Consider the following 13,024-nt stretch of genomic DNA (forward strand, 5'->3'; position numbering starts at 1 on the left):
GGTTTAAATATGGTAAGTAATTTAAGAAATGAAGTATGGAAAGATATAAACGGTTACGAAGGATTTTATCAAGTAAGCAACTTAGGTAGAATTAAGAGCTTAAGTAGAAAAGTTTGGACAGGAAAATATCTGAAAAATATAGAAGAAAAAATCAAATCCAATGCTTATTGTAAAGGATATGATTGTATACATTTATATAAAAATGGTGAATACAAACAATTTAGAATTAATAGGTTAGTTGCAGAAACATTTATACCTAACCCTAATAATTTACCAGAAGTTAATCATAAAGATGAAGATAAAATAAATAATAAAGTTGATAATCTTGAATGGTGTACAAGTAAATATAATGCTAATTATGGAACTAGAAATGTAAGAGTTGCTGAAAAAACACGTAAAAAGATAATAGGTGTTAATTTAAAAGATGGAAGTCAGTTAGAGTTATCTCATTCAGAAGTAGCTAAAGAGTATGGATTAAATCCAAGTGCAATAAGAAATAACTTAATAGGTTTAAGTAAGAGTTCAGGTGGATTTAGATGGCAATATGCATAAAATATTACTAAGTGGGGGAGGGTATGAAACTATTTAAGAAGAGTTGGAAAGTCCCTGCTGCCCTCACAGTTTTATGAAATTCCCTAAATAAGACTTTGAAGTAAATAATAACAATTATTAATTATGAAAGTAGGTGATAAAAATTGTCAAGACCAGCCAAGAGTGTTGATACAATGAGTAAAAATTTAACTAAAGAAGAATATGAAGCTAGAAAACGAGCCGAAGAGAAGCTAAAGGGTGGTAATGATAATATTAAACCACCTACATATTTAAATAAAAACGCAAGAAAAATATTTAAGTACATAGTTGATGAACTTAAAAGTAGTGGAATACTTACAAACTTAGATATATATGTATTAGCAAGTTGTTCTGTTGCAATAGATAGAATACAAGAATCAGAAAAGATACTAAACAATGACTTGCTCAATAAAGATGCTTTAAGAATAAAAGAAAGTTATATGAAAGAGTTTTTCCGTTGTTGTAATGAACTAAGTTTATCTCCTCAATCTCGTGCAAAATTAGCAAATATAAATGTAAATGCACAAACAGAAAAAGAAGACCCGCTTTTAAAAGCACTAAAAGGTGATGATATTTCATGATGTTATTAGAACGTGCAATACAATATGCAGAGGATGTTGTAGATGGAAAAGAGGTTACCACATGGGAAGTAAGAAAGCAATGTGAGATATTTTTAAAAGATTATAATAATAGTCAGCATGAAGATAATTTTAAATTTTATTTTGATGAAGAGAAATCAAAAATAGTAAATAACTTATTAAAATTAATGAATTTTGCTACTGGATTTGTAGCAGGTAAACAAGTCTTGGAATGGTTAGCACCATTTCAGGCTTTTTTTATTGCAAATATTTTTGGATGGAGATTTAAAAACAATAAAAATAAATTTCGATACAATGATAACACACTTTTTATTGCTAGAAAAAATAGTAAGACAGCTACAATAGGTTTAGTATTTATCTTACTTTTATTAACAGAACAAGAGTATAGTGAGTTTTATAGTATCTGTTTAACTAAAGAATTAGCATCAGAGATTAAAAAGATAATGACTCAAATTATAAATGCTAGTTCGTTGATAAAGAAGTATTTTACGATCTCTACACCTAAGACTGGACAAATAAAGTGTAATATAACACATAGCTACTTTGAACCTCGTGTTGCAGAAGCGGGTAAGAATAACTCTATAAGACCAAGTGCTTTTGTAAGTGATGAACATGCTAATTTTACAGAAAACAGTAACTTTACAGCAATGAAATCTGGACAAAAGAATGTTATTAACCCTTTAACCTTTAGAACTACGACAGCTTATGCTATAGATAATTCTATTATGGAAAGTGATTTAGACTATATTAGAAAAGTATTAGAGGGTACAGTTGAAGATGAAAGAATGTTTGCATTAGTTTATTATGCAGAAAAGGAACATATTTGGGATGATATAGGTTTATATCAGGCCAATCCATTAAGACTAGAAGACAATTATAACACAATGCGAGAGGACAGGAAAAAAGCTAAGATACAAACAAATTTACAGGAAGAATTTATTACTAAAACTTGCAATGTATTTGTTGCTGAAAATGAATTAAATAAATACATAAATATTGATTATTGGAAAAAATGTGGAGTAGATAAAGTAGATTTTGAAGGTAAAAATGTAATTGTAGGAATAGACCTCTCTGTTACTACAGATTTAACAGCAGTTTCTATAATGTACAAAGAGAATAACATAATTTATTGTATGAGTCATGGATTTTTACCTGCTGATTCTTTAGGGAAAAGAAGAGAAAACATAGATTATAGAAAATATGCTAAGTTGGGATACTGTGATATACATAAAGGAATGACAGTAAATTATACACTTGTAGAAGAGTATATAAGAAATATTGAAAGTAAGTACAAGTGTACCATACAAACAATAGTAACTGATCCTATGAACGCAAAAGAGATGATTGATAGGCTTGAAAAAGATTATGATGTAGTGAAATTAAAACAAACATATACTAATTTATCTCCAAGTACAAAGGAATTTAGAAAAAAAGTTTATGATGGTGAAGTTAAGTATTTAAAAAATGAATTATTGGACTGGAACATGAGTAATGCTATTACAAATAAAGGTAAGTCTGATGATGAAATGTTAGCTAAAGAGGATAAAAACAAGCAAAGAATAGACATGGTTGCAGTTTTAGTATTTGCCTATACAGAATTGATAGGTGAAGATTATACATATAATGCTTTAGATATACTCGATAATATGGATTGGTAGGTGATAATATGAAATTTAAAGAAAAACTTAATAAATTATTAGAAAAGACTATTTATAATGAGTTATTTATTATAGAAAGTCTTTTTTTATTAGGTGCAGTTATAATAATTATTACCAACTTTTCTATTTCTATTAGGTTTGGATTGTACTTTTCAGGCTTGATTTTAATAGCTTTAAGTGTATTTCTATATAAATTTAGAAGGGAAAAGAGGTGATAAATAATGATATTTGATAGGATTGAAAAAAGAAGTGATGTAACCGTAAATGATTGGAAAGATATATATACATTTGAAAATGGTTATGACATTACACCATTTGAAATGGAAATGCGAGAAAGTACATATTTTAGTTGTATAAATAATATATCTCAGGATGTTGCCAAATGTACTGTACAAGTAAAAAAAGAAACTGATAAAGGTGAATTATTGGCTAAAGAACACTATTTATATGACTTGTTAAGATTAAGACCTAATATTTATATGAGTGCTATAGATTGTTACAAAACTTTTGTAGCTTTATCCAAACATAATGGATATGCTGGGTTATTTATAAATAGAAAAGGGAATAAAATCGAAGGATTATACCCTGTAAAAATTACTAATTGCACTATAGATAATGCTGGATTAATAAAAGGTGTTAAAAACAATAAGATTTTATGGGATTATGAAAGTGTTGATTGTGAAATAGGGAGTTGTTTTGATAAAGATATAATAATTTTAAGAGATTTTACTTTAGACGGTATAAAAGGTAAAGCCAATAGAAGTATTTTAGGAGAAAGTATAGATACATCTATAAAAAGTCAAAATCATTTGAATAAATTATTTACAAATTCTCTAACCAACAAACTAGCCATACAGCTAACATCTGATATAAAGGATGAAAAAGAATTAAATAAAATTCAAGATAAATTTAGTAGGATTTATAGTAGCACAAACAAAATATTTACTATTCCTGCTGGGTATACTGTAACGCCACTTTCCTTAACTCTAAGTGATGTACAATTTACAGAACTTAGAAAATTAAGTAAAGAAGAAATTGCTATGAGTTTTAGAGTTCCACTGACAAAACTTGGACTTGTAAAAGAAAATGCTAAAAGTGAGGAACAGGACAATATAAAATATTTAGGCGAATGTTTGTTAGTAATCTTTGAACAGATAGAGCAAGAGATGGATTATAAATTACTTACAAGTATGGAAAGAAAGCAAGGTTATAAAATAAGATTCAATATTAACGTGCTACTTAGAACAGATTCTAAAACACAAGCTGATGTAATAAATTCTTACGTTAAGAATGGTGTCTATGATTTAGATTATGCTAGAGGTATTTTAGGTGTACCAAGATTAGGTGGAGAACCAATTGTCACACTTCCAAGTGGGCAGATACTATTGAAAGATTTGATTAATGGCAATGTTAGTTATTTAAAAAATAATAAATCTGATAGTGGAGGAGGTGATGAAGATGACAGAAAATAGAGAATTTCGAAACATAGAGCAATATGAAATAAGACAAGCAACTGAAGATAATAAAAATGTTGTTATAGAAGGATACATAGCTAAATTTAATAGTTTAACAGAATTGTGGGAAGGATATTATGAACAAATTGACAGAGGGGCTTTTGATAATACTTTAAAAGATGGACATAATATATTTTTACTTTATCATCATGACTGGAGTAAACCTTTAGCATCTACTAAGACAGGAACTTTAGAACTTGAAACTGATAATATTGGTCTAAGATTTAAAGCTACTATTAATAACAATCTTAGTTATGCAAAAGATACCATTGAATTAGTAAAAGAAGGCTTAATTGCTGGATGTAGTTTTGGATTTTCATGCGTTGAAGAAGATATTAATTATAACAGTGAAAAAGATACAATTACACGTACCCTATTAAAAGTAGAATTATATGAGGGTTCTGTTTTATGTATACCTCAATATACTGATACAACGGTATTTACAAGAGCAAAAGAGTTACTTGCAGAAGAAAGGCAAAAGATACAACAAGAAAAAGAATTATTAGATTTAAAAACAGAATTAGAACTTATAAAAATATCAAATGAATTACTTTAAGTAGTTCTTTTTTATACCCAAAAATAAAAATAAAAGGATGGTAGATATTAATGAAAATAGAAGAATTAAGACAAGAAATAACAACTAAAACTGAAGAGTTAGGAAAGAAAATTGAAGCTAGGGATGTTGATAGTGCAAAGGCATTGAAAGAAGAAATAAGACAAGCTAAAGAATTATTAAAACTTGCTGAGGAGCAAGAACAAGAAGAAAGACAATCATTAGAAACACAAAAAAATAATGAAAAGAGAGGTAATGAAAGAATGGAAAAAGTTAATGAGATGAGAAGTTTAGTAAAAAAGGTTATGGGTAAAGAAATGACACAAGAAGAAAGAGCAACTATTACAACTGTTGATAATAGTGCAGTTATTCCTAAACAATTTGTAAATCAGCTACAAGAAATTAAAAAAGGTTTTGGGTCTGTAAAAGAATATTGTGATGTAATTCCAGTTGTTAAGAATGAGGGTACGATTCCTGTTGTTGATCTTGACCAAAATACACTTCCAGAAGTAGTTGAGGGAGATAATATAGTAGATGGAACACTTGTTACAACTGATTTAACATTTAAGTGTGCTAAACATGGTCTTATACAATCATTATCTTCTGAAACTGTTGATGATGCAGAAGTTGAAATAGAAGGTTTAGTTAAGAAAAACTTTGCAGAAATAGTTACAGTAGCAGAAAATACTAAAATTTTAAAAGTTATAAAAGATAATGCAACTGCTATTGATGGAGCAATAGATTATAGTGATGTACAAATGGCTATGGATAAGTCTTTACCATCTGTTAAAGTTGGCTTAGTTACTATAACAAATGTAGAAGGTTTTGCTTATCTTAAGAATGCAAAAGACACACAAAAGAGACCATTAAATTTAGTTACTGAAATGAATGGAAAATTCTATTTTAATGGTAAAGAATTAATTGTTGTTGATGATACTTTACTACCTGTAGTAACAGAAGGTAAGACAAAGATATTCTACATAGCAAATATGAAAGAGGCTGTTAAATTCTGTGATAGAAAAGCAGTTACAATAGCTAGAAGTACAGAAGCAGGATTTAACGATGATACTGTTAAAACAAGAATATTAGAAAGATTTGCCGTTGTTAAAGGTTCAACTAGAAGTATTAAAAGAATTGAATTTTAATTAATGGGGTAGGTTAATCCTGCCCTTTCTTAATAAGAAGGTGAGTAAATGACTTTAGATGAAATTAAAGATTATCTAAGATTGGATGATTATACAGAGGAAGATATATTATTACAAGAGTTAATTGAAGTTTCTGAAATATACATAGATAGTTGTGTAGGTGAAGGTTATAAGATAGATGAGAAGGCAGTAAAACTTGCAAGATTAGTACAAAAGAAAGCTATAAAGGATATGTATGAAAATAGAAGTTGTGAAATACTTGAAAAAACTAAACAAGATAGAATAGTAACTACTATATTAGATAAGTTGAGTAATTACCCCATTAATGAAACGGTGGTGTAGATTATGAACATTAAAATATCTGAACTTAATAAACGTATTTCTATATTATCAATACAAAATATACAAGATGATTATGGATTTGAAACTGAGCAGGAAGTTGAGTATTGTAAATGCTGGTCTAAAATCTCTAACATGAGTGGGACTGAAATATTTAAAGCTGGTGCTGATTATTCTAAGATTATAACTAGATTTGTGATTAGGTATAGGAAAGATAAAGTTATAAATACAGATATGAAAATAAAATATAAAGATAAACTCTATAATATAACTTATGTAAATAATTATAATGAAAGTAATGAGTTTGTAGAGTTAGTTGCTGAGGTGATTGAGTAATGTCTGGAATTGAATTAGAAGGTATGCAAGAATTACTTAATAGACTTGAGGAAATGGGCAAGGAAGGAAAGAAAATAGAGAATGCCGCACTAAAAAAAGCAGGTGAAGTGTTACAAGAAGAAATACAGAAAGAAGCACCAACTGATTCTGGAAATCTTAAAGATAATATAGAAGTTGGTAAAATAAAGAAAAATAAAGAAGGTTCATATGTGCAAGTAGGGACAAATGATAAAAGTTGGTATGGAAAATTTGTTGAGTTTGGAACAACTAAAATGAGTGCGAACCCTTTTATGTCTAGAGCTTATCAAAGCAAAAAAGAAGAAATACAAGAAACAATTGCAGATGAAGTTAGGAAGGGGTTGGGATTATGAATATAAACAAATTGATTATAGATACTCTTAAACCTCTTAATATTCCGACTGTTTTTATTAAATATACAGGTTCAGCGACTACATATATTACTTTTGTAGAATATTTATGTGAAAGTGCAGACATTAGCGAAGATACAGAGGAAACGACAGGACATTATATACAACTAAATGTATTTAGCAAGGATAATTATAATAATATAGTGGATCAAGTAAAAGAATTATTAAACAATGCAGGATTTAAGAGATTAAGTGAATATGATTTATTTGAGTCTGATACAGGATTTTATAATCATGTTTTCAGATTTTTTTATTTAGAAAATAAAAATTAAAAGTGAGGTAGATAAATAATGGCAAGACAAGTGGGATTAAAACAGTTTACAATTGCAACTTTGACAAAAGATGATAGTACAGGGGTAACATACGACACTCCAACACTGCTAGAAAGAGCAATTAATGCAAAGATAGCACCTAAAACAAATAGTGAGAAATTATACAGTGATGATTCTGTAGAAGAAACTATAAATAGTTTTGATAGTATAGATGTAGAAATAGAATTGAATCAATTATCTCTTGAAAGCAGGGCATTACTACAAGGTGCAAAAGTTGTTAAAGGTGTACTAATAGAATCTAAAGAGGATATAGCACCAACTGTAGCACTAGGATTCAAAAGTAAAAAGTCAAATGGAAAGCATAGATTTGTGTGGCTATACAAAGGTTCTTTTGAAATAACAGAAGATGAATTTGCAACTGAAACAAATACCAAAGACACAAAAACAGCTAAATTAAAAGGTACTTTTTATGCTAGAGAGTTTGACGGAAATTATAGACTTATAGCAGACGAAGATGCAACAGGAGCAGATGAAACTATACTAGACGCATGGTTTACAGCAGTTCCAGCAGTACCAACTGTATAAGATAAAGCACTCTTTAACTAGGGTGCTTTTTATTTTTAGATAGAAATTGGAGGTAGTTAAATTGGTTAAAGGAAAAGACATAAGAAATAATGGAATAGTAATTAAATTAGATAAAGAAAGAAAAATAAATTTTGACTTAAACGCATTTTGCGAACTTGAAGAAATTTTTGGAGATATAAACAAGGCATTTGAAGGACTTGGAAAGGGTAGTATGAAAGCAGTTAGAGCACTTTTGTATGCAGGATTAAAAACAGACGATGATACATTAACTTTAAGTGAAGTAGGACAATTAATTACAATGCAAAATATAGGAGAAGTTAGTGCTATTATAAGTAATTCTTTAAGTAGTGCTATGCCAGAAATAGAGAGTAATGATATAGGGGAAATAGAAAAAGAAAAAAACTAGATGACCATGACAATTCTAATACTTGGGATTGGGCATGGCTTTTTTATATGGCAACAGTATTGTTAAAAATGAGTGAAAATGAATTTTGGAGATGCACTCCGAGGAAATTATTTGCTTTATATGATGTATATAAGGATGTTAATGGAATTAAAAGTGAGAAAGAAGAGTCGGGATACATAGATGATATTTTGTTTTAATAGATGGGAGGTGGAAATATGGCAGAGGTAGGAAATTTACAAGTCAATATAGGACTTAATTCTCAAGGGTTTCAACAGGGAATCAATAATATAAACAGACAATTAAATGTTGCACAAGCAGAGTTTAGAAATGCTAGTAGTGCTTTAGGTAGATTTGGGAATAGTACAGATCAATTAAGAACTAGAGCAGATTTTCTTAATAGAAGTGTTGGACTACAACAGGAAAAAGTAGAAGAATTAAGAAAAGCATATGAACAATCGCTAACTGCAACAGGTGAAAATAGCAGAGAAACACAACAACTTGCTGTACAATACAATAATGCACAAGCGAGACTTAATAATTTACAAAGACAACTAACAGAAACAAATGACAGTATAAGGACGCAAGAAAGCAGATGGACACAGTTGGGTGAAAGGCTTAGCAATATTGGCACTACAATGCAAAACGTAGGTAAAAAAATGCAAGATGTAGGAAAGAATTTATCTGCGAAGATTACTGCCCCACTTGTAGCAATAGGAACAGCTAGTGCTAAAATGGCTATAGATTTTGAAAATAGTATAGCTAAGGTTGGTACAATATCCAATAATGCAGAAGTTCCTATTGAAGATTTGCGAAAAGGAATTTTAAAACTATCTAATGATACAGGCATTGCTTCAACCGAAATAGCTAACAATGTTTATGACGCAATATCAGCAGGTCAAAGCACAGGGGATGCAGTTAACTTTGTATCTAATTCAACTAAACTTGCTAAAGCTGGATTTGCAGAAGCTGGACAATCTCTAGATTTGCTTACTACAATACTTAATTCTTATGGATTAAAAAGTAGTGAAGTAAACAAAGTATCTGATGTACTTATTCAAACCCAGAACAAGGGTAAAGTAACAGTTGCTGAACTAAGTAGTTCTATGGGAAAAGTTATTCCTACAGCTAATAGCTTAGGTGTTAATCTTGAACAAGTAGCAAGTGGTTATGCAATTATGACTGCAAAAGGTATTAAGGCAGCTGAAACAACGACCTTAGAGGAATATAGGGCCGCCTAATAGAAATATTAGGGCAATAATTCGGTGAATTCATGGAAGGCTAAGTTAAATATCGATTACTTTTAAGCAAAAAATGGTATTAAAAATGGTATAATATAAATATAGGATAAACTAATAGGAGAGTTGTTTTTTATGCCTAAGAAATTAGAAAAAATAAAATGCGAATGTGATGTTTGTGGAAAGGAATTGAATCTTACCCCTTATGTATTTAAGAGAAGCAAAAACCATTTTTGCTCAAAATCATGTTCTAATAAAGGGGTTTCAATTTTTCAAGCGAGAGAAAATAATCCTAATTATCGTGGTGGAAGCATTAAATATGCTTGTGATTTATGCGGGAAAGAAATAGAATTAACTAAATATCAATTTAATAGAAGTAAAAGGCATTTTTGTTCCGTTGAATGTAAAAATAAAGATATTTCATATACCAAAGAACAAAAGCAAAAGACATGCAAAAACTGTGATAAAGATTTTGTATATAGTTATGCAAATAAAGAGCAGGAATTTTGTTCAAAAAAGTGTCATTCAGAATATACCCATAAACTTTCCACTATATCTTGTAAATGTGATCATTGCGGTGAAGAATTAGAGATTGCTAATTCACTATATGAAAGAAACCAATTTAATTTTTGTTCTATGGAGTGTAAAAATATTTTCCATTCTAATCTCTTCAAGGGTGAAAATAATCCTAATTACAATTATGAACTAACAGAAGAAGATAGACAGTTAGGAAGATTTATGGATGGCTATAAGGAATGGAGAAAACAAGTATATGAAAGAGATAATTATACTTGTCAATGTTGTGGAGATGATACAGGTGGTAATCTCAATGCACATCATTTAGATGGTTATAATTGGTGTGTTGAGAAAAGAAATGATATAAAAAACGGAACAACGTTATGTGAAATATGCCATAAAGAATTCCATAGTATTTATGGTTATAAGAATAATACAAAAAAACAATATACGTGTTTTATAAATAATAAAAGAGTGTTTTAATACCATAGACACTCTTTTATAATGCTTAAAAATAAACATTTAATATGCTAATCATGAGCCAAGCTTAGTGAATGGTATAAAAGTAACTAGGAAGGTGCAACGACTAGGGGAATGACTAGCCAAAAGAATAATTTCCCCCAAGAGTGCCGAACACCTAAACGTAAAGTCGTAGGTGAAGATATAGTCTAAGCTATATGGAAACATATAGAACTATAGGATAAAGAGCCTATAGGATAATAAAATTGATATGAACTCTATGTTTAATGAGATGGGTAAGAGTGGAACTACGGCAAGTAAAGTTATAAAAGAAGCAACGGGAAAATCATTCTCTGAACTTATTGCAAGTGGTAAAACGGTTGGTGATGTTCTTGCTAGTATGAATGATTATGCTAAGAAAAATAATAAAAGTCTTTCAGATATGTTTGGAAGTGCCGAAGCTGGGAAAGCAGCGTTAATTTTAAGTACAAACTCTGGTAAAGATTTTAATGATATGCTTAAGACTATGGGCAATAGTGCAGGAGCAACAGATGAAGCTTTTAAAAAGGTAAATGACACTGCTGGTAATAGACTAGAAAAGTCTCTGAATAAGCTTAAAAATGCTAGTATAAAACTAGGAGATAGTTTAACACCAATTGTAGAAAAAATATCTTCAGGAATACAAATACTTGCAGATAAATTCAATAATTTAAGTCCAGCACAACAAGAAACTATAGTAAAGGTAGGATTATTAGTTGCGGCAATCGGCCCTGCTATTGTAACAATAGGTACTCTAATTAGTTCTTTTGGTGTAATAACAGGAGCAGTAGGAACTGCTAGTTTAGCAATAGCAGAAGCAGGAGGAATAATAGCTTTTTTATCTAGTCCTATAGGTATTGCAATAGGTGCAATAACGGCATTAATTGCAGTAGGAGTGCTATTATATAAAAACTGGGACACTATAAAATCTAAAGCTAATGAACTGAAAACAAATATTTCTAATATTTTTAATAGTATTAAAAAATCCATTACTGATATCGTAAATGCAATTACAAGTTTTGTAGTTGATAAGTTTGATTGGTTGTTAAATGGTATCGCTGATATTATGGAAGGTATGAAAAGAGTATTTTCAGGTGATTTAGGTGGCATTAAACAAATATTTACAGGAAATATGAACATAATTAGTGGGGTTGTATTAACAGCTATAAATGGAATTAAAAACCTATGGTCTACTGGATTTGTAGCACTTGATACAATAACAGGTGGTAAATTATCTAGCATATTAAGTAAAGTTAAGGATATTACAACTAAAGTTAAAACTTTCTTTAGCAATATGTTTGATTTTAAAATACCTAAAATTAAGCTACCTCATTTCAGCGTAACTGGTAAATTAGATTTATTAAGTCTACCTCCAAAAGTACCAAGTCTAGGTGTTAATTGGTATGATAAAGGGGGTATTTTTGATAGACCTAGTATTATAGGAGTAGGTGAGAAAAGACCAGAATTTGTTGGAGCATTAGATGATTTGAGGTATCTAATTCGAGATGAATTAAATAAAACAACAAATGATACAAACACTAACAGTAAAGTTGAAGTAATAGTACCAGTTAATTTGGATGGACAACAGATAGCTAAAATAATTGCACCATATAGCGATAAAATACAAGGTACTAATATTAAATTAGCAGGAAGGGGAGTTGGAGTATGATAAAGGGTTTTAAATTTAATAATCTACATAGTTATAAAGATTTTAGACTATTTATGGAAAGAAAACAAATTCTATCTCCTGCTAAGGTTAAGATTAAAGAAACAGTACCTTTTATGAATGGTACATATGATTTTTCAACTATTGGAACTAATGGTGAACCTGTATATGGAGAGAGACAAATACAAGTTACCTTGGGTTTGCCAACTAAATCTAAAGAGAAACTACACATACTATATTCTAAAATTCTTGAATGGCTACAAGATACAGGAAGAGAAAAGCTTATATTTGATGATATCTGTGATTATTATTTTCTTGCAGAAGTTGAAGAGTCTCCAAATTTTGAAGAGTTAATAAGGTTTGGTAAACTAACAGTAACTTTCATATGTCAGCCCTTTAAAACAGGGGTGAACTTAGAAGGTTCAGATATTTGGGATACATTTAACTTTGAAATGGATGTGTCACAGGATACTGAATTTAACGTTGTAGACAGTAAAACAGTAAATATAATTAATGTTGGTAGATTAGTAACTCCAGTTATTAATGTAGATACTAATATGAGTATTACTTTTAATAATAAAATATATAACTTAGCAGTCGGAGATAATAAGTTTTACGATTTAAAACTTAAAAGTGGTGATAATTACATAACTATAGATGGCACTGGTAACATTAAGTTTTCATTCAGGAAAGAGGTGATATAG

At 29.6% G+C, this 13,024-nt stretch carries 18 protein-coding genes; all 18 read left to right on the forward strand.

The annotated features are described in order from the left end of the window. Positions 1 to 9 precede the first annotated feature (9 nt). Positions 10 to 552, forward strand: a complete 543-nt coding sequence (locus ACX0KU_RS11915) for an NUMOD4 domain-containing protein (RefSeq protein ID WP_472990150.1) — start codon at positions 10 to 12, stop codon at positions 550 to 552. Between the two features lie 173 nt (positions 553 to 725). Then, complete coding sequence (locus ACX0KU_RS11920; protein ID WP_472990151.1) at positions 726 to 1,151, forward strand: phage terminase small subunit P27 family; 426 nt, start codon at positions 726 to 728, stop codon at positions 1,149 to 1,151. Further along, positions 1,148 to 2,827 (forward strand): terminase large subunit, encoded by a 1,680-nt coding sequence (locus ACX0KU_RS11925; protein ID WP_472990152.1) that lies wholly within the window; start codon positions 1,148 to 1,150, stop codon positions 2,825 to 2,827. Before ACX0KU_RS11920 ends, ACX0KU_RS11925 begins: the two co-directional genes overlap by 4 nt. Positions 2,828 to 2,835: 8 nt before the next feature. Then, positions 2,836 to 3,042 carry a hypothetical protein gene (locus ACX0KU_RS11930; RefSeq protein WP_472990153.1) on the forward strand — a complete coding sequence of 69 codons (207 nt, stop codon included), beginning with the start codon at positions 2,836 to 2,838 and terminating at the stop codon, positions 3,040 to 3,042. Between the two features lie 6 nt (positions 3,043 to 3,048). Continuing rightward, positions 3,049 to 4,299, forward strand: coding sequence for a phage portal protein (locus ACX0KU_RS11935; protein WP_472990154.1), 1,251 nt, complete (start codon positions 3,049 to 3,051; stop codon positions 4,297 to 4,299). Then, complete coding sequence (locus ACX0KU_RS11940; protein WP_472990155.1) at positions 4,286 to 4,897, forward strand: HK97 family phage prohead protease; 612 nt, start codon at positions 4,286 to 4,288, stop codon at positions 4,895 to 4,897. Before ACX0KU_RS11935 ends, ACX0KU_RS11940 begins: the two co-directional genes overlap by 14 nt. A 50-nt stretch (positions 4,898 to 4,947) precedes the next feature. Continuing rightward, on the forward strand, positions 4,948 to 6,039 hold the full coding sequence (locus ACX0KU_RS11945; RefSeq protein ID WP_472990156.1) for a phage major capsid protein: 1,092 nt from the start codon (positions 4,948 to 4,950) through the stop codon (positions 6,037 to 6,039). A 48-nt stretch (positions 6,040 to 6,087) separates the two neighbouring features. After that, positions 6,088 to 6,381, forward strand: coding sequence for a head-tail connector protein (locus ACX0KU_RS11950; RefSeq protein ID WP_472990159.1), 294 nt, complete (start codon positions 6,088 to 6,090; stop codon positions 6,379 to 6,381). 3 nt (positions 6,382 to 6,384) lie between these two features. Continuing rightward, on the forward strand, positions 6,385 to 6,714 hold the full coding sequence (locus ACX0KU_RS11955) for a phage head closure protein (RefSeq protein WP_472990160.1): 330 nt from the start codon (positions 6,385 to 6,387) through the stop codon (positions 6,712 to 6,714). Then, positions 6,714 to 7,085 (forward strand): HK97-gp10 family putative phage morphogenesis protein, encoded by a 372-nt coding sequence (locus ACX0KU_RS11960; RefSeq protein ID WP_472990161.1) that lies wholly within the window; start codon positions 6,714 to 6,716, stop codon positions 7,083 to 7,085. The genes ACX0KU_RS11955 and ACX0KU_RS11960 overlap by 1 nt, the downstream gene beginning before the upstream one ends. Further along, a complete protein-coding gene (locus ACX0KU_RS11965; protein WP_472990162.1) occupies positions 7,082 to 7,414 on the forward strand; it encodes a hypothetical protein in 333 nt (110 codons plus the stop codon). Before ACX0KU_RS11960 ends, ACX0KU_RS11965 begins: the two co-directional genes overlap by 4 nt. 18 nt (positions 7,415 to 7,432) lie before the next feature. Next, complete coding sequence (locus tag ACX0KU_RS11970; RefSeq protein ID WP_472990164.1) at positions 7,433 to 7,999, forward strand: major tail protein; 567 nt, start codon at positions 7,433 to 7,435, stop codon at positions 7,997 to 7,999. A gap of 61 nt (positions 8,000 to 8,060) precedes the next feature. After that, positions 8,061 to 8,405 (forward strand): hypothetical protein, encoded by a 345-nt coding sequence (locus ACX0KU_RS11975; RefSeq protein ID WP_472990165.1) that lies wholly within the window; start codon positions 8,061 to 8,063, stop codon positions 8,403 to 8,405. Positions 8,406 to 8,452: 47 nt separating this feature from the next. Continuing rightward, on the forward strand, positions 8,453 to 8,602 hold the full coding sequence (locus tag ACX0KU_RS11980; protein WP_472990166.1) for a hypothetical protein: 150 nt from the start codon (positions 8,453 to 8,455) through the stop codon (positions 8,600 to 8,602). Between the two features lie 18 nt (positions 8,603 to 8,620). Continuing rightward, complete coding sequence (locus ACX0KU_RS11985) at positions 8,621 to 9,643, forward strand: phage tail tape measure protein (RefSeq protein ID WP_472990167.1); 1,023 nt, start codon at positions 8,621 to 8,623, stop codon at positions 9,641 to 9,643. A gap of 132 nt (positions 9,644 to 9,775) precedes the next feature. Then, complete coding sequence (locus tag ACX0KU_RS11990; RefSeq protein WP_472990168.1) at positions 9,776 to 10,639, forward strand: hypothetical protein; 864 nt, start codon at positions 9,776 to 9,778, stop codon at positions 10,637 to 10,639. A 256-nt stretch (positions 10,640 to 10,895) separates the two neighbouring features. Then, positions 10,896 to 12,323, forward strand: coding sequence for a phage tail tape measure protein (locus ACX0KU_RS11995; RefSeq protein WP_472990169.1), 1,428 nt, complete (start codon positions 10,896 to 10,898; stop codon positions 12,321 to 12,323). Continuing rightward, the gene (locus ACX0KU_RS12000) at positions 12,320 to 13,024 is read left to right on the forward strand and encodes a distal tail protein Dit (protein WP_472990170.1); all 705 of its coding nucleotides are present in this window, start codon (positions 12,320 to 12,322) and stop codon (positions 13,022 to 13,024) included. The genes ACX0KU_RS11995 and ACX0KU_RS12000 overlap by 4 nt, the downstream gene beginning before the upstream one ends.

The sequence above is a fragment of the Clostridium sp. X genome, assembly GCF_055755365.1.

Bases quoted from the DNA above. Each gene is read 5' to 3' on its own strand.
- ACX0KU_RS11990 (WP_472990168.1), top strand. From the start codon at position 9,776: ATGCCTAAGAAATTAGAAAAAATAAAATGCGAATGTGATGTTTGTGGA.
- ACX0KU_RS11920 (WP_472990151.1), top strand. From the start codon at position 726: ATGAGTAAAAATTTAACTAAAGAAGAATATGAAGCTAGAAAACGAGCC.
- ACX0KU_RS11965 (WP_472990162.1), top strand. From the start codon at position 7,082: ATGAATATAAACAAATTGATTATAGATACTCTTAAACCTCTTAATATT.
- ACX0KU_RS11930 (WP_472990153.1), top strand. From the start codon at position 2,836: ATGAAATTTAAAGAAAAACTTAATAAATTATTAGAAAAGACTATTTAT.
- ACX0KU_RS11980 (WP_472990166.1), top strand. From the start codon at position 8,453: ATGGCAACAGTATTGTTAAAAATGAGTGAAAATGAATTTTGGAGATGC.
- ACX0KU_RS11970 (WP_472990164.1), top strand. From the start codon at position 7,433: ATGGCAAGACAAGTGGGATTAAAACAGTTTACAATTGCAACTTTGACA.
- ACX0KU_RS11945 (WP_472990156.1), top strand. From the start codon at position 4,948: ATGAAAATAGAAGAATTAAGACAAGAAATAACAACTAAAACTGAAGAG.
- ACX0KU_RS11960 (WP_472990161.1), top strand. From the start codon at position 6,714: ATGTCTGGAATTGAATTAGAAGGTATGCAAGAATTACTTAATAGACTT.
- ACX0KU_RS12000 (WP_472990170.1), top strand. From the start codon at position 12,320: ATGATAAAGGGTTTTAAATTTAATAATCTACATAGTTATAAAGATTTT.
- ACX0KU_RS11935 (WP_472990154.1), top strand. From the start codon at position 3,049: ATGATATTTGATAGGATTGAAAAAAGAAGTGATGTAACCGTAAATGAT.
- ACX0KU_RS11925 (WP_472990152.1), top strand. From the start codon at position 1,148: ATGATGTTATTAGAACGTGCAATACAATATGCAGAGGATGTTGTAGAT.
- ACX0KU_RS11940 (WP_472990155.1), top strand. From the start codon at position 4,286: ATGACAGAAAATAGAGAATTTCGAAACATAGAGCAATATGAAATAAGA.
- ACX0KU_RS11985 (WP_472990167.1), top strand. From the start codon at position 8,621: ATGGCAGAGGTAGGAAATTTACAAGTCAATATAGGACTTAATTCTCAA.
- ACX0KU_RS11995 (WP_472990169.1), top strand. From the start codon at position 10,896: ATGTTTAATGAGATGGGTAAGAGTGGAACTACGGCAAGTAAAGTTATA.
- ACX0KU_RS11915 (WP_472990150.1), top strand. From the start codon at position 10: ATGGTAAGTAATTTAAGAAATGAAGTATGGAAAGATATAAACGGTTAC.
- ACX0KU_RS11955 (WP_472990160.1), top strand. From the start codon at position 6,385: ATGAACATTAAAATATCTGAACTTAATAAACGTATTTCTATATTATCA.
- ACX0KU_RS11950 (WP_472990159.1), top strand. From the start codon at position 6,088: ATGACTTTAGATGAAATTAAAGATTATCTAAGATTGGATGATTATACA.